Origin of the sequence: Streptomyces sp. GESEQ-35 (assembly GCF_017948485.1) — a bacterium.
GTDB lineage: Bacteria > Actinomycetota > Actinomycetes > Streptomycetales > Streptomycetaceae > Streptomyces.
In genome coordinates this window covers 193129-208843 of sequence record NZ_JAFFSX010000020.1, presented here as the reverse complement: position 1 = coordinate 208843, position 15715 = coordinate 193129, and the positions used below count along the sequence as shown (strand labels likewise).

Here is a 15715-nt window from a genome sequence, read left to right as displayed (position 1 = left end):
TGCGGCTGCGCGGCCCCTGCCCAGGTGTAGATGCAGCACACGGCCCACCGCTGTGTGTGGCTGGCCTTCCCAGAGCCGTAGCTGCCCGTCCTCGCGTCGGGCGGCATGCCCGGCGGCGTCCTCCGCGACGACCCGCCCGCACCGCGCCCCCGTCCCCTGTTCCAGGCCGACCCGGAAATTGTCCGGCACACCCCGGCTGCGGCTGCCGGCCGTCCGCAGCCCATGACCGCACCCGACCCTCACGCACCACATGCGCCTCGGCCTCTTCCAGCCCGCGACGGCGCGAGGTCCGAGAACGGCCGGCTCGTGGAACGACCCGACGCATCAAAAGGTGATCAGCAGGCCGCGTGACCAAGGCGGCCAGGAGACCAGTCGGCATGTCGGTCAGCGGGAACGTACGGTCAAGATCGGCTGCTGGACAAGGTGGGTGCATGGAGGGACTCAGACGTGCAGGGTGGGCCGGTAGATGAGCTCTTGGATGTGGCCGTCGAGCGTCCGGTGCTCGATCAACTCGAGATCGAAGTCGGCCGCACCCTGAAAGATCGGGTCCAGCCCGGACTGACCGGTGATCACAGGGAAGAGCGTCACCTGAACACGGTCGACCAGACCGGCGGCCATCAGCGCCCGGTTCATCGACAGGCTGCCGTGCGAGCGCAACGGTACCTCGGACTCCTCCTTGAGCCGGGCGACGACGTCGACGGCGTCGCCGCTCACGACCTTCGCATCCGGCCAGTCGAGGGATCCTTCCAGCGTGGTCGACACCACCGTTGCCGGCAGGCTCCTCATCCGTGTGACCCATGCGTCACGCACGTCGGACTCCTCGGTGCTCGTGGCCAGCATCCGAGCGAACGCCCTATATGTGTTGGCCCCAAAAACCATCCGCTGCTCCTCGCCGTACAGGGCGAGGCGGTGGTCGAGGAGTTCGGGGCCTTGCTTGCCCCAGTAGCCGGTCCAGTTGCCGCTGGCGGCGCCGAAGCCGTCAAGGCTGGAAAAGACGTCGAAGGTATAGGTAGCGGTCATGATGCTCTCCTCAAGTGCGGTTGATCGCCTGTCGGAGATACAGACCTGAAACCATGGCAGAACTCATCGCCCTGGACTCCTGGAGTTCGGCTGCGCCGGAGAGAAGAAGAGCCCGGACGCCAATCCACAGTTCTTGACTATTCCTCCCACCTTTCTGTCTCCAAGGGCGTTCCCTGAAAACGGGAGGCAGGACGGTGGCGGCAGCGGGCCTCCAGCGCGGCTCAGTCCGGCCGCCAAGCGCCTCAATTGGCCGCACGGTACGACAAGGGGATCGGCGTGCATGCCGACTCGGTCGTGACGGTGTACCTCGGCGGGGCGTGCTCCGCCTTCACGGCGGAGATCGGCGTGGACGACGAGGTGGGTGACGGCGGAAGCACCGCCTTCGAGGTCCTTGCCGACAGAAAGAAGGTCTACGGCAGCGAGGTCCTGACCGGCGAGGACGCAGCCGTGTCCGTCCGGGCCGGGTCGACGGCGAGGAGCGCCTCACGCTGCGGATCACCGACGCTTTCCGCGAGCTGGAACGACGCCAAACCCACGGCAAGATCGTGCTCCGGCCCTAAGGCCGCTGTCCTGGTGCTGCGCCGCGGAAGTTCCGCCGATGAGTTTCCGGCGGCTGTGCCGTCTACCCGTCGACGAAGGGAGCGCACCATGCGCAAGATCATCGTTTGCACGTTCCTGTCGCTGGACGGCGTCATGCAGGCGCCGGGCGGTCCGGACGAGGACGCTGAGAGCGGCTTCGAGCACGGCGGCTGGCAGAAGCCGGTGGCCGACGACGAGGTCGGCACGGCCATCGCCGGTTGGTACGAGCACTCCGACGCGATGCTGCTCGGCCGCAAGACCTACGAGATCTTCGCGTCGTACTGGCCGACCGCCGACCCCGACAACCCGTTCACCAGTCGGATGAACAGCATGCACAAGTACGTGGCGTCTCGGACCCTGACGTCCGTCGAGTGGCAGAACTCCACGCTGCTGGAGGGTGACATCGTCGATGCCGTACGCAAGCTGAAGGCGTCCGACGGCGGCAACATCAACGTCGTCGGCAGCGGCGACCTCGCCCAGACCCTCATGCAGCACGGCCTCGTCGACGAGTACCGGCTGACCATCCATCCGGTGATCATCGGTACCGGCAAGCGGTTGTTCGCCGACGGAGCGATCCCCACCGCGCTGGAGCCGGTCAGCGTCTCGACGACGAAGGGCGGCACCATCGTCGGCGTCTACCGGCCGAACGGTAAGCCCGGCTACGACAGCTACTAAGCCGTTTCGTTCCCATCACTGACCCGGCTGCGCGGGAGGCACCAGCGGCTGGAGTGCGGACAGTGCGCTGTTGGTGATCGGGGACGGTGGTGCCGACTCGGGGGGAACCCTGCGGAAGGCGCTCGGGGACATCCCGTAGACGGCGCGGAATCGGCGCGAGAAGTGGTACGCGTCGGCGAAGCCGCACTGGACCGCTATGGCGCGGAGCGAGAGGTTGCTCAGCCACAGCAGCGGCTCGGCCCTCGCCAGGCGGAGCCGTTCCAGGCCTGCCACGGGGCTGACGCCGAATTGCCGTCGGCAGATGCGGTTCAGCGTGCTCTCCGAGACTCCGGCCGCCCGCGCCAGCAGCGCCAGGGCGAGCGGACGGGCGACGCCGTCCGACCAGTGGGAGCGGACCGTGGCCATCATGGCGACCAGCGGCTCCGGGAGCGTCTGCCTGCCGGTTTCCGGGCCGGTGCCGTGCACGAAGGTGAAGAGCAGCAGCCGTAGGGTCTCCTCGGCGTGCCGTTCCCAGGACGGGGGGCGGGTCGCGCCGAGTGTCAGGAGGTACTGGCAGAGCGCGGCCATCGGGTCGCCGCGCCCCGTCAGGTCCCGGACGAGCGGCCAGTCGGCGTCGTCGGGGGTTCCCGCGCCCCGTAGGGCGGGGGGCAGCCGGAAGTGCGTGTAGGCGTGCCGGGTGGGCCGGTTGGCGTCCCAGTGGAACGTGTCGCGCATACCGGGGCGCACGAGCAGCAGCGCGCTGGGCGTCAGGGGTACGGTCAGGTCACCGCAGACCCAGCGGGCGCTGCCGTGCAGTAGCCAGACGAACTCGTACGAACCCGCGTCCCTGGGGCCGAAGGCCGACCCGGGCGGGTAGTCGGCGACCGCGGGGCCGAGCCGGGCCAGGAGCGTGGGGGCGAAGGAGCGGTCCGTCACGGCCTCACCTGTCGCAGCCTCCGGACCGGTCGCGCCGCACTCGGGGTGTACGGATGTCGGTGGTGCCCTTGTAGGCGTACGGGTCCCGGCCCGCGATCAGCACGATGTCCCGGAAGTCGGCCTGGGCCATGGGCACTTCGGCCTCGGGGGGCGCCCAGGGGAGGAGGGACGAGGCGCTCATGTAGTGGTTGACCAGGGCCCGACGGAAGCCTTGCCGACCGGTGTTGGGCAGCGACTTGTGCAGCAGGTAGCCGTTGAAGAGCAGTACCGATCCGGCGGCGATCTCGACGGGGACGGCGTCCGTCTCGTCGTAGGGGAAGCCGTAGGACTGGACCGTGCAGTCGTAACGGGCGTCGTCGTGCTGCCGGTTGGGGTAGATGATGCCGGGCCGGTGCGAACCCGGCAGGACCCACAGGCAGCCGTTGTCCACGGTGGCGTCGTCGAGGGCGAGCCAGGCGGCGGTCAGCGACCGGTCCCGGGTGGGGATGAACATCTCGTCCTGGTGCCATGCCTGGCCCGGCTTGCCCTCGGACTTGACGAACAGCATCGACTGCATCGACTTGATGTCGGGACCGATCACTTCGGTCAGCGGTCCGATGATGGCTGGATGGCGCATGGTGTCGAGCATGAGCGCCGACAGCTTGTGCGGATAGTGCACGCACAGGAATCTCCGTACGGTGTCGTCGTCACTCTCGTCCGCGACCGACGGCGGCGCCCCCTCGACGGCGCCCCGCTCGCCGCGGCAGATCCGCACGGTTTCCGCTCGTAGCTCCGCCACCTCATCCGGCGTCAGGGCGCCCTCCAGCACGGCGTAACCGTCCCGGTCGAAGCGGGACGCGAGGTCGTCGGCAGCGGAGTTCTCACGAATGGTGCGGACGGTCATCGAGTTCCCCTTCTCGCCGGGATGCCGGAATGCGTTCGTGTTCTCGATCTTCCTGAACTTCGCCTCCGCGTGCCATGGCTCGCCCGTGCACACAGATGGCGAATCCTGTCACGGCGCAAGATCAGATCATCTGTCAGAAACAAGCAGGATAAAGGCCGTTCACAACTCTTGACGCGTTTCTCCGTATCCGAGTAGCGTCTCTCGGCACTTGCTAATACGTATTAATTGGGAGTGCTCATGGTTCCTCCCGAACGGCGTAGACGCTCCACCCAGCGGGACATCGCCCGGCGCGCCGGCGTCTCCCAGGCAACGGTGTCGCTGGTGATCAGCGGAGGCGCGGCGAGTGGGCAGATCGCGGAATCGACCCGCCAGGCCGTTCTGGCGGCGGCCGAGGAACTGGGCTATGCGGCCAATGTCGCCGCGCGCAGTCTGAAAGGCGGCCGGAACCGGCTGCTCGGGCTCTACACCTTCGAGTCGGTGTTCCCGATCGACCAGCGCGACTTCTACTACCCGTTCCTGCTCGGCGTGGAGGAGGAGACGGCACGGCAGGGCTACGACCTGCTGCTGTTCTGTTCCGGCGGGGGCGCATCCGGTGCTTCGAGGGCCGAGCGGTCGATCTACGTCGGTGGTGCCAACCGGCTGAAGATCGCGGACGGTTGCGTCCTGCTCGGCAGGAACGTTCGCCGCGAGGAGCTGTCGGCGCTGGTCCGGGAGGACTTCCCCATCGTCTTCGTCGGACGCCGCGAGGTGGACGACGGTGAACTCTCCTACGTGGCGGCCGACTACGTCTCGGCGACCGCGGCACTCGTCGCGGAGCTGGCACGACTCGGCCACCGGCGGATCCTGTATCTGCGGGCCCTTCAGGACAGCGAACCCACCAGGGACCGCGAGGAGGGATACCGGCGCGGGCTGGCCGAGGCCGGCATCGTCCCGGACGAGGCGCTGATCCGGACCCTGACCGATCCGGCAGAGCTGACGGTCGAGCGGCTGGAAGGGTGGATCGGCGGGCTCGGGATCACCGCACTCCTGGTCGAGCCGACCGAGGACAACCGGCTTACCGAGGCGCTGGCCACGATGGCCGGCACCGACCGGGTCCGGTTTCCTGAGGACTGCTCGCTGGCCCTGCTGGGTGATCCGCCGTCCTGGACACCTCAGTCGCGGAACTGGACGCGGTTCTCGCTGCCCCGCGCCCAGATGGCGGGGGAGGCCGTACGGGTGCTGATCGAGCTGCTCGACCAGGAGACCCCGGAGCCGCGACGGCTGACGGTGCCCTGCGCTTTCGTACCGGGTGACTCGGTCGGCCCGGTCTCTGCCGGCGGTCCGGTCCTCACCCGGCCGGCCGTCACCGGTCCGGTCTCCCTTCAGCCCGAGCCCGGCAGGAGGCCGAGGACATGATCCGAATGATCGTGCACCGGCTGCTCATCGGGGTCTTCGTGATGTGGGGCGCCGCCTCGCTGATCTTCCTCATCGTCCGGGCCGCGCCCGGCGACCCCGCGACGGTACTGCTCGGCCCGGACGCCGACCAGAGCCAGATCGACAGTCTGCGCGCCTCGCTCGGACTCGACCGGCCGCTCGGCGCGCAGTACCTCAGCTACCTCGGCGATGTCTGCCGGCTCGACTTCGGCGAGTCGCACTGGCTCGGCAGGCCCGCCATGGACGCGGTCCTCGACCGGCTGCCCGCCACGATCGACCTGACGCTGACGGCCACCGCGATCGCGGTGATCGTGGGACTGACGCTCGGCATGCTGGCCGGCGGACGGCCGGGCGGACTGCTGGACCGGGTGGTCTCGGCCTGCACGATCGCCCTCCAGTCGTTCCCCACGTTCTGGATCGGCATCATGCTGGTGCTCGTCTTCGCGCTGAGCCTGCGCGTGCTGCCCAGTTCCGGGACCGGCACGCCCCAGCATCTGATTCTGCCGGCCGTCACCCTCTCGTTCCCCTTCATCGCGATCATCGCCAGGCTGACCCGGACGAGCCTCGTGGAGACGATGCGCGAGGAGTACATCCAGACCGCGCTCTCCAAAGGGCTGACCGAGCGTCAGGTACTGCTGGGGCACGCCCTGCGCAACTCGCTGATCCCGGTCGTGACCGTGGTGGGCGTCCAGGTCGGGGCCCTGGTCGGCGGCGCCGTGATCGTCGAGAACGTGTTCGCCTGGCCCGGCCTCGGATCGCTCGTGGTGGAGGCCGTGGCCAACCGCGACTACACGGTCGTGCAGGGCACCACCCTCCTGATCGCCGGCATCGTCGTCGTACTCAACCTGATGGCCGACCTGCTCATCGCCCAGCTGGATCCCCGTATCCGGACGGGAGCCGTCTGATGGCCGACATCACCGTCGCCGCCGAGAAGCAGGTGGCGGCCCCGCAGCGGGCGCGGCGCACGCTCCTGTCCCGTGTCCCCTTTGTGGTCGTGGCCTGCTATCTGCTGGTAGCCGTCGTCGGACCGCTGCTGATCGACTACGACCCGGTGCACACCTCGCTGGAGGACCGGCTGCTCTCACCCGGCTCCAGGACGTCCACCGGAGGCACCGCCTGGCTCGGCACGGACGGGCTCGGCCGCGACATGCTGGCCCAGATCGTCTACGGGGCCAGAACGGCGGTGCTCATCGGCGTGTCCACGGTCGCGCTCTCCTGTCTCGTCGGCGTTGTCCTCGGCGCCGTCGCCGGGTACTTCCGCGGTGCCGCCGACGCCGTACTCGCCCGGGTCTTCGACGTCCTGCTGGCGTTTCCCGCGATCCTGCTGGCGATCGTGATAGCGGGCGCCTTCGAGCGCAGTGCCCTGCTGGTCGTCGTCGCGCTCGCGGCGACCGGCTGGATCACCTTCGCCCGCGTCACCCGCGGCATCGCGCTCTCCCTCAGGGAACGGCCCTGGGTCGACGCCGCACGGGTGCTGGGAGTGCCGGCCCGGACCATCCTCGCCCGGCACGTACTCCCGTTCACGGCCGGACCGGTCGTCGCCCTCGCCACGCTCGAGTTCGCGCTGGTGGTACTGGCGGAGGCGGGGCTCAGTTTCCTCGGCATCGGCCTGCCTCCGTCGACCGTGTCGTGGGGGCAGACCATCGCCAACGGCAAGGAGTACCTCGAAACGCACTGGTGGATCTCCACCCTGCCGGGCATCGCCCTGTCCCTCCTGATCGTCAACGTAGGCATCCTCGGTGACCAACTCACCGCCCGCTACGGGCGTGGCCGCCCCGGCTGAAACCTCCACCCACCGGCTGACTCCGACCGACCCTCGATCGACAGGAGCACCACCATGACCAGGACGCGTGAGCACGGAAGGAGCCGGCTGATCCGGCTCGCCGCCACCGCCACGGCAAGCGCGGCGCTCCTCGCCGCCTGCTCGACGACAAGCGGCGGCGACGACGACGGAGACGGTTCCGCCGCCGGCGACGTGACGGCGGCGGGCACGTACCCGATCGAGAGCCTGGACCCACACGGTGCCCAAGGTGCCTCCACGGGAACGCAGTTGGCCGCACAGGAGATCTTCAGCCGACTCGTGAAACCCGACGCGGACGGCACGCTCAAGGGCGACCTCGCCACCTCCTGGAAGCCCAACAAGGACGTCACGGACTGGACGTTCACGCTGCGCACCGGCGTGACGTTCTCCGACGGCTCCGCGCTCGACGCCGACGACGTCGTCGCGTCCTTCCAGCGGATGATGAGCCTGAACGGTCCCAACGCGGGCAACTTCCCCGACTACACGATGACCAAGACCTCGCCCACCGAAGTGGTCCTCCACAGCCCGGCGCCCGACGCGTCCGTACCGGGCAAGCTCGGCACCTTCTACGTCATCCCGACGGGCGTCGGCAAGGACGACACCGCCTTCTTCAACGACCCCGTCGGCTCGGGCCCGTTCACCGTCGACGCGTTCACCCCGAGCGAGTCGCTGGTCCTGGTGCCCAACAAGAAGTACGGGGGCGAGAAGTCCGGGCTCCGCCGGGTCACCGTACGGAACATCCCCGAGCTCGCGGCACGTATGACCGCACTGCGCACGGGCGAGGTGGACGTCGTGTGGGGCATCCCGGACGATCAACTGGCCTCTCTCAAAGGCCAGAAGGACCTCACCGTGCAGACCGTACCGAGCAGCGCCGAGTTCACCATGTGGTTCAACTCCTCCATCCCCGCCCTCGAGGACGCGAAGGTCCGCAGGGCGATCTGGCAGGCGATCGACTTCAAGACCATCATCAGCAAGCTCTATCCCGAGACCGGCAAGCCGGCCGACGCGCCCGTGACGAGCGTCGTACTCGGCCACGTCGCGCAGCCGCCCGTGGCCCACGACCCGGCAGCCGCCAAGGCGGCGCTCACCGCAGCGGGCTTCGACTTCTCGAAGAAGCTGCGACTCCAGTTCGCCAACGCCGAGTTCCGGCCCTTCATCCAGGCCGTCGTCTCGGACCTCCAGAAGGTCGGCGTGCAGGCGGACCCGCTGGAGAAGGAGCAGGCCGCCTTCACGGAGGACCTGATCGCCCTCAAGTGGGACATCAACTTCCAGCAACTGGCCACCCCCAGCTACGACGCGGCCAGCAACCTCGGCCGCCTCTACACCTGCGCGGCCAACCGGATGGGCTACTGCAACAAGCAGCTGGACGGACTGCTGGCGGCGGCGGGAGCGACGGCCGAGAAGAAGAAGCGCACCGACCTCTACGGTCAGGCGAGCGACATCATCTGGCAGGACGCGGTCGGGATGTACCCGATGTCGGTGAGCATCGCCTACGCCTGGAACAGCGACCTGAAGGGTTTCGTCCCCGACGCCAGCGGACTGCCGGACTTCGCCACCGTACGGACGGGCGGCTCGTGACCCCCGCCGGAACCGCACACGAACGTGGGGCCGGGAAAACGGCGCCGGCGACCGACGGGCCGATCCTGCGGATCGACGACCTGGTGCTGGAACTGCCGGGCCCGCACGGCACCCGGATGCGCGTGGTGGACGGCGTGTCCTTCGACGTGCCACGCGCCACCACCGTGGGGCTGATCGGCGAGTCGGGCAGCGGAAAGACGATGACCGCCAAGACGATCCTGGGCCTGCCACCCGAGGGTGCCACCCTGGCGGGCCGACTGCTGTGGCACGGCGAGGACCTGATCGCCGCCGACCCGGCACGGCTCCGTGCGGTACGCGGCAGGGAGATGGCGATGATCTTCCAGGATCCGCTCGCCGCGCTCAACCCGACCCAGCGGATCGGCCGTCAGGTCGGCGAAGTGCCACGCCGCGACCGGCTGCCGCGTGCCGAGGTGAACCGCCGGGTCGCCGAACTCCTCGACCGGGCCGGTGTGCCGGAACCGAAGCGGCGAATGCGCGCCTACCCGCACGAACTCTCCGGAGGCCTGCGCCAACGCGCCATGATCGCCATGGCGTTGGCCGGAAACCCCGCGCTGCTGCTCGCCGACGAGCCCACGACGGCACTCGACGTCACCGTCCAGTCCCGGATCCTGCGGCTGCTGGCCGACATCCAGGCGGCCGACGGCCTGGCGATGCTGCTCGTCAGCCATGACCTGCGGGTCGTGTCGCACGTCGCCGAACGGGTCGTGGTGATGTACGCGGGACGGGTCTGCGAACGTGGGGCCGCCCGTGACGTACTGCGGCGCCCCGCCCATCCGTACACCGCCGCCCTGGTGCGCAGCGTGCCCGCCGTCAGGACCCGAACCGCACTCGCCGACCCGCTGCCGGGCGCACCGGCGACACCGGCGAACCGGCCGGCCGGCTGCGCGTTCCATCCACGCTGCCCAATGGCCCGCGCCCGGTGCCGCGGTGAGGTGCCCGAGGTGCGGGAGGTGGCGCCGGGGCGCTGGAGTGCCTGCCACTTCGCCGAGGAGGTGTCCGGGCCGTGAGCGCGAGTGAACGGGAATTCCTTGGTGCGCCCGCACCTCCCGGCGAGCGCGCACTCCTCGACGTGCGCGATCTGCACGTCAGTTACGGAGGGCGGGGGAGAGGACGCCGGGGCGGGCAGGCCGCCGTGGACGGGGTGAGTCTGTCGGTGGCACCCGAGGAGACACTCGGGCTGGTCGGCGAGTCGGGCTCCGGCAAGACGACCGTGGCCCGGTGCGTGGCCGGACTGCTGCGGCCCGGTGCCGGGACGCTCACCTTCGAGGGACGGCCGCTCGGCCGAGCGGGGCGCCGGCCGCCCGAACTACAGCGTGCGGTGCAGATGGTGTTCCAGGATCCGCGTTCGTCGCTGAATCCGCGCATGACGGTCGCCGCGATCATCGCCGAGGTCTGGAGCACCCACCCGCTCACCGCACCCGAGGGCGACCGCACCGCCGCACTGCACCGGCTCCTCGCCGACATGGGGCTCGATCCCGAGATGGCGTCGCGGCGCGCGGGGGATCTGTCGGGCGGTCAGTGCCAGCGGGTCAGCATCGCCAGATCGCTGGCGGTACGGCCCCGGCTGCTGGTGTGCGACGAGGCGGTGTCCGCGCTCGACGTGTCGGTCCAGGCCCAGATCCTGCGGCTGCTGGTCGATCTGCGCGGCCGGCACCGGCTCGCGATGCTCTTCATCTCGCACGACCTGGGGGTGGTGCACCAGATCGCCGACCGGGTGGCGGTGATGCAGCGGGGCGTGATCGTGGAGGAGGGCCGGACCGGCGAGGTGCTGACCGCACCGCAACACGCGTACACCCAGGCGCTGTTGGCCGCGGCCCTGGACCTGGACGACTCGGTGCCGGGTGACGGTACCGCCGACGGCAAGGCGGTCTTATGAGCGAGAGGCGCGCCACCGTGACTCCGGCGCCGAGCGGCTGGAACACCTGGGACGTCCGGACGCACACCGGTATGAGCCGGCTGCCGTCCGGACCGCGGGTGCGGTTCGGCGTACTCGGCCCCGAGGGCCCGGTGCTCGACGGGTTCACCTGGCGCGACGGACTTGAGCGGCTCGGACCGCACACCGTGGACGGCAGCTACGCCGAGGTGACGGTACGGGCGGCCGGTCACCGGTTGCGGCTGGAATTCGCGGGCGGGCCGGGGGACGTGCTGGACGCACGCGCCGAGAGTACGGGCGTGATCGTGCTGTCGGTGGAGGGCCTGGACGACATCGAGGAATCGACGGACCTGACCGCCACCGTCCGCGCGGGTGGGATCCGTTGGACGGTCACCACCTCGTCGCGGGCCCGCAGGGTCGAGGGCCCGGAGGGGGCGCTGGTGCTGGCGTTCGACACGGAGGCAAGCGAAGGCGCCGTAAATCTGCACATCGCACCGGCCACATCAGCGCCCCAAAGGGGCGCGGGGCCGTATCGATCTGCGGCTCCGCCGCGGGGCGCGACCAGCCCCCACGGCGCCGCAGCCGAAAGACTGCACATCGCAGCACTGACAGCGGAGCGCACCTCGCTGCGTTCCGGAGGCTGGCTCGGCGATGCCGCCGATGCCCTGACCAGGGCCGTCACCTGGAACACCATCTACGCCCCCGACATCGGCCGCGTTCTCACCCCGACGTCCAGGGACTTCGTCTGCGCCGAGCGGAAGGGCTTCTACGGCAGCTGGGCCCTGCACGCCTGGGACACGTTCTTCACCGGTCTCGCTGCCTCAGCCGTCGACCGGGACTACGCGCGCGGCGTCTTCGAGCAGGTCCTTCCGTACGCGGACGAGGCCGGCATGATCCCGAACCGGATCTCGGACGACAGGGGCCGCACCGACGACCGTTCGCAGCCGCCGGTCGGCGCGCTGACGGTGTATCAGGCCTATCTGGCGGGCGGCCTGTCGCCCGAGACCCGCGACGCGACGCTGCTAGAGGGCACCTTCCCGGCGCTTCTGGCCTGGCACGACTGGTGGCCCCGGGCCCGCCGAGGGCCGCACGGGCTGCTCGCCTGGGGTTCCGACCCGATCCCCGGCGACCCCGCGTCGGCGACCCTGGACCGGGCCAAACGGGAGTCGGGCCTGGACGATTCGCCGATGTACGACGAGACCCGGTACGACCCGGTGACCCACACCATGGACCTCGCCGACGTCGGCCTGAACGCGCTGCACATCGCCGATGCCGAGGCCCTGGCGGAGATCGCCGGCATCCTGGGGGAGCGTGCGACGGCCGACCGGCTGCACGCCGAGGCCGCCACGGCCAGGGCGATCGCCGACCGGCTGCTGTGGGACGGCGAGGCGAGCGGCTACCGCAACCTCACATCGGCGGGCGCACACGATCCGCACGTCTCGCCGACGATGCTGTACGCGCTGCTCGCCGGGTTGCCGGACGCCGGTCGTGCGGCGGCCGTGGCCACCGATCTGCTACGGCCCGAAGTGCTGGGCGGCGAACGGCCCCTGCCCAGCGTGGCCCGCAACGACCCCGGCTTCGCGGCGACTTACTGGCGCGGCCGGATCTGGGCACCGATGGCGTATCTCGCCGTATCCGGGCTGCGGCGGTACGGGCTGGCGGAGCTGAGCCGGCCGGTGGTGGGGGCCCTGCTGCGGCTGTTTCTCGACGAGTGGCGTGTGTACGGCCATGTCAGGGAGAACTATCCGGCCGTCGACGGAGAGAACCTGACGGGTCTTCAGAAGCGTTCGGACGGGCTGATGGCCTGGGGAGGCCTGCTGGCGTATCTCGCCTTCGGTGAACTGGCCGACGCGCGCTCCGACGGCTGGCGGTTCGCCCACCCGGGCGAGCCGGCCGAGCTGTGCAACCTGCCGCTCGGCGAGGGCCGCCTCGACGTCCGGGCGGCCGGCCGGCTCACCGTCAGCCTCGAAGGACGTGTCCTGCTGGACATGGCGCCCGGCGTCGTCGTACGGGGCTACCTCCGGACCACCGACCGTGTCACCGGGATCGCCGAGGGCATCGGTGATCTGCTGGTCGCCCCGCCGGGCGACGGCCCGCCCGCACGGGTGGATATGGGGGACAGCGGCTCTCGGAGCTTCACATTCGGCCCGGATACGGGGCCTGACTCGCAGGAAGAGAGCGGCACATGAGCGCGCCGACATCGGCAACCACGGACATCCTCGTCGTGGGCGGAGGCCTCGGCGGCGTGGCCGCGGCGCTGGCCGCCCTCGACCGGGGGCGGTCGGTCCTGCTCACCGAGGAGACCGACTGGATCGGCGGTCAGCTCACCAGCCAGGGCGTGCCGCCCGACGAGCACGCCTGGATCGAACAGTTCGGTGCCACCCGTACCTACCGCGCGCTGCGCGAGGCGATCCGCGACCACTACCGGACCTGGTATCCGCTCACCGACGAGGCCAGGCGGCGCCGGTATCTCAACCCGGGCGAGGGGCGCGTGAGCGCACTGTGCCACGAACCGAGGGTGGCCGCCGCCGTTCTGGAAGCCACGGTCGCGCCGTACGTCGCCGCCGGCCGGCTGCGGATCCTGTACCGGCACCGACCGGTGGCCGCTTCCGTGGACGGCGACCGGGTACGGTCCGTGGTCGTCGAAGGACCGGACGCCACGCGGATCGAGGTGTCGGCGCCGTACGTCCTGGACGCGACGGAACTCGGCGACCTACTGCCGCTGACCGGCACCGAGCATGTGACGGGCTTCGAGTCGCGGCGGGACACCGGGGAGCCGAGCGCGCCCGACGTGGCTCAGCCGGCCAACATGCAGGCGTTCTCCTGGGTGTTCGCCGTCGACCATCTGGCCGGGGAGGACCACACCGTCGAGCGGCCGGCCGGTTACGACGGCTGGGCCGCCTATCACCCACCGCAGTGGCCGAACCGGCTGCTGAGCCTGAGCGCGCCCGACCCGAGGACACTCAGGACCGTGCCGCGCGGCTTCACACCGAACGCCGACTCGGGTCCGGTCGTCGCCGACCAGAGCAGGGACGCGGGTGACAAGGAGCTGTGGGAGTTCCGCCGGGTGGTCTCCCGGAAGATGTACCGGCCGGGTTTTGCCGCGAGTGATGTGACCATCGTCAACTGGCCCATGATCGACTACCTGCCCGGACCACTGATCGGGGTGGACGACAAGGAGCGGGAGCGGCATCTGGCGGGGGCCCGTGAGTTGAGCATGAGCATGCTCTACTGGCTCCAGACCGAGGCCCCTCGTCCCGACGGCGGCACCGGCTGGCCCGGCCTGCGGCTGCGCGGCGATGTGCTGGGCACGGCCGACGGGCTGGCCAAGGCGCCGTACATCCGTGAGTCACGCCGGATCGTCGCCCGGCGCCGGATCGTCGAACAGGACCTGTCCCTCACTGTGCGCGGCGAGCACGGCGCGGCGCGCTATCCGGACTCCGTCGGCGTCGGCATGTACCGCATCGATCTGCATCCGTCCACCGGCGGCGACACCTACATCGACGTGGCCAGCAGTCCCTTCCAGATCCCGCTGGGCGCCCTGCTCCCCGTGCGGGTGCGGAACCTGCTGCCGGTGTGCAAGAACATCGGCACCACCCACATCACCAACGGCTGTTACCGGCTGCACCCCGTCGAGTGGAACATCGGCGAGGCGGCCGGGTCGCTGGCGGCGTACTGCCTCGACAACAGGCTGGACGTCCAGCAGGTGTACGAGGACGGCGAACGGCTGCGCAACTTCCAGGACGAACTCACGCGCGCCGGGGTCGAACTGGCCTGGCCCGAGGTCAAGGGGTACTGATGGACAGTCAGGGCGGAGAGAACGTCGGCGAAAGACGGTCCGGCGGTGGCGGAACGGACGACCGGCCGGGACGGGCCGGCAACGGGAAGGCACGGGCCGAAGAGGCTGACGGGAAGGGGCAGGCTGAACAGGTCGACGGGAAGGGGCGGGTCGACGGCCGCGCGCTGCTGGCCGGGGTGATCATCCCGTTGGTCACACCGATGGACCGGCCGGGACGGCCGTCGGCCCGGGCCGCCGACGCCCTGCTCGGCGCCTTGGCGGCGGCGGGCGCACGCGGCCTGATGCTCTTCGGCAGCAACGGCGAGGGCCCACTCCTCCCCACGGCACAACTGGGTGACTTCGCCGCCGAGGTGGCGAAGCGCTGGCGCGAACTGACCGAGGGCGGCCCGGTATTGGTCAATGTCACGGCACCCGGAACCGCCGAGGCGCTGGCGCGGGCGGAGGCCGTCCGGGCCGCCGAGCCGGACGCGCTGGTGCTCTCCCCGCCGATCTACTTCCACCACCGGCACGACGAGATCGTCGCGCACTACGCCGCCCTGGCCGGGCTCGGCGTTCCCGTCGTCGCCTACCACGCTCCCCGCTACGGCAATCCGCTGACACCGGCCCTGCTCGACGAACTGACGGGCCTCGCGCACCTGGTGGGTATCAAGGACAGCTCGGGCGACCTCGCGCTGTTCGGCCACGCCCTCGCGGCGGCCCGCCGGCGCGACGACTTCGGGGTCAGCCAGGGCGCGGAGGGGCAGGCACTGGACGCGCTGCGGCTCGGGGCCGACGGTGTGGTGCTGGGCGTGGCCAATCTGGCGCCCGCGGCGGCCGTCGAGCTGTTCCGCGCCCACCGCGAGGGCCGGGACGGTGACGCGCGGCGCGCCCAACAACTGCTCGACGAGGTGCTGGCGTTGCACGCCGTGCGACCCGGTGTGCCGGCCGTGAAGGCCGTCCTGGCCGCACGAGGGCTGTGCCCGCCGCATGTCGCGGCGCCCTTCACACCGTGCTCCGACGGGGAGCGGAAGGCACTGCTCGACCTGCTCGCTCCCCTCGACGCACATCTCATACGTGCCTGATCCCACATCCGCGTCCGATCCGGTACGCGCCGGACACGCACGCGCCTGATCAGCACCACAGGTGTTCCTGACCGAACAGCACGCCCCTGACCAGTCC

At 70.3% G+C, this 15715-nt stretch carries 13 protein-coding genes and 1 pseudogene; 11 read left to right on the top strand and 3 right to left on the bottom strand.

Annotation, left to right across the window (positions count from 1 at the left end; genetic code table 11):
• Window positions 1-441: 441 nt before the first annotated feature.
• The gene (locus KCH87_RS32385; protein WP_210590526.1) at window positions 442-1020 is read right to left on the bottom strand and encodes a dihydrofolate reductase family protein; all 579 of its coding nucleotides are present in this window, start codon (window positions 1018-1020) and stop codon (window positions 442-444) included.
• Window positions 1021-1266: 246 nt separating this feature from the next.
• Here KCH87_RS32385 and KCH87_RS49460 point away from each other — a divergent pair.
• Window positions 1267-1467: pseudogene (locus tag KCH87_RS49460) on the top strand (NPCBM/NEW2 domain-containing protein); the annotation flags it as partial.
• Window positions 1468-1668: 201 nt separating this feature from the next.
• The gene (locus KCH87_RS49455) at window positions 1669-2274 is read left to right on the top strand and encodes a dihydrofolate reductase family protein (protein ID WP_247197162.1); all 606 of its coding nucleotides are present in this window, start codon (window positions 1669-1671) and stop codon (window positions 2272-2274) included.
• Window positions 2275-2289: 15 nt separating this feature from the next.
• Here KCH87_RS49455 and KCH87_RS32375 read toward each other — a convergent pair whose 3' ends face one another.
• The gene (locus KCH87_RS32375) at window positions 2290-3189 is read right to left on the bottom strand and encodes an AraC family transcriptional regulator (RefSeq protein WP_210590521.1); all 900 of its coding nucleotides are present in this window, start codon (window positions 3187-3189) and stop codon (window positions 2290-2292) included.
• A 4-nt stretch (window positions 3190-3193) separates the two neighbouring features.
• Window positions 3194-4072, bottom strand: coding sequence for a phytanoyl-CoA dioxygenase family protein (locus KCH87_RS32370; RefSeq protein WP_210590519.1), 879 nt, complete (start codon window positions 4070-4072; stop codon window positions 3194-3196).
• A gap of 237 nt (window positions 4073-4309) precedes the next feature.
• Between KCH87_RS32370 and KCH87_RS32365 the strand changes: the two genes are divergently transcribed.
• From KCH87_RS32365 to KCH87_RS32325, 9 genes are read left to right on the top strand one after another with little or no spacing between them, the layout of a single operon-like run.
• Complete coding sequence (locus KCH87_RS32365; RefSeq protein WP_210590516.1) at window positions 4310-5467, top strand: LacI family DNA-binding transcriptional regulator; 1158 nt, start codon at window positions 4310-4312, stop codon at window positions 5465-5467.
• The gene (locus KCH87_RS32360; RefSeq protein ID WP_210590513.1) at window positions 5464-6390 is read left to right on the top strand and encodes an ABC transporter permease; all 927 of its coding nucleotides are present in this window, start codon (window positions 5464-5466) and stop codon (window positions 6388-6390) included. Before KCH87_RS32365 ends, KCH87_RS32360 begins: the two co-directional genes overlap by 4 nt.
• Window positions 6390-7268: an ABC transporter permease gene (locus KCH87_RS32355; protein ID WP_210590510.1), complete on the top strand. Its 879-nt coding sequence runs from the start codon at window positions 6390-6392 to the stop codon at window positions 7266-7268. The genes KCH87_RS32360 and KCH87_RS32355 overlap by 1 nt, the downstream gene beginning before the upstream one ends.
• A gap of 54 nt (window positions 7269-7322) precedes the next feature.
• Window positions 7323-8864, top strand: coding sequence for an ABC transporter substrate-binding protein (locus KCH87_RS32350; protein ID WP_210590508.1), 1542 nt, complete (start codon window positions 7323-7325; stop codon window positions 8862-8864).
• Window positions 8861-9892, top strand: coding sequence for an ABC transporter ATP-binding protein (locus tag KCH87_RS32345; protein ID WP_210590506.1), 1032 nt, complete (start codon window positions 8861-8863; stop codon window positions 9890-9892). Before KCH87_RS32350 ends, KCH87_RS32345 begins: the two co-directional genes overlap by 4 nt.
• Window positions 9889-10761, top strand: a complete 873-nt coding sequence (locus KCH87_RS32340; RefSeq protein WP_210590505.1) for an ABC transporter ATP-binding protein — start codon at window positions 9889-9891, stop codon at window positions 10759-10761. The genes KCH87_RS32345 and KCH87_RS32340 overlap by 4 nt, the downstream gene beginning before the upstream one ends.
• On the top strand, window positions 10758-12947 hold the full coding sequence (locus KCH87_RS32335) for an amylo-alpha-1,6-glucosidase (protein WP_210590503.1): 2190 nt from the start codon (window positions 10758-10760) through the stop codon (window positions 12945-12947). Before KCH87_RS32340 ends, KCH87_RS32335 begins: the two co-directional genes overlap by 4 nt.
• A complete protein-coding gene (locus tag KCH87_RS32330) occupies window positions 12944-14557 on the top strand; it encodes an FAD-dependent oxidoreductase (protein WP_210590501.1) in 1614 nt (537 codons plus the stop codon). The genes KCH87_RS32335 and KCH87_RS32330 overlap by 4 nt, the downstream gene beginning before the upstream one ends.
• Complete coding sequence (locus KCH87_RS32325; protein WP_210590499.1) at window positions 14557-15618, top strand: dihydrodipicolinate synthase family protein; 1062 nt, start codon at window positions 14557-14559, stop codon at window positions 15616-15618. The genes KCH87_RS32330 and KCH87_RS32325 overlap by 1 nt, the downstream gene beginning before the upstream one ends.
• The last annotated feature ends 97 nt before the right edge of the window (window positions 15619-15715 follow it).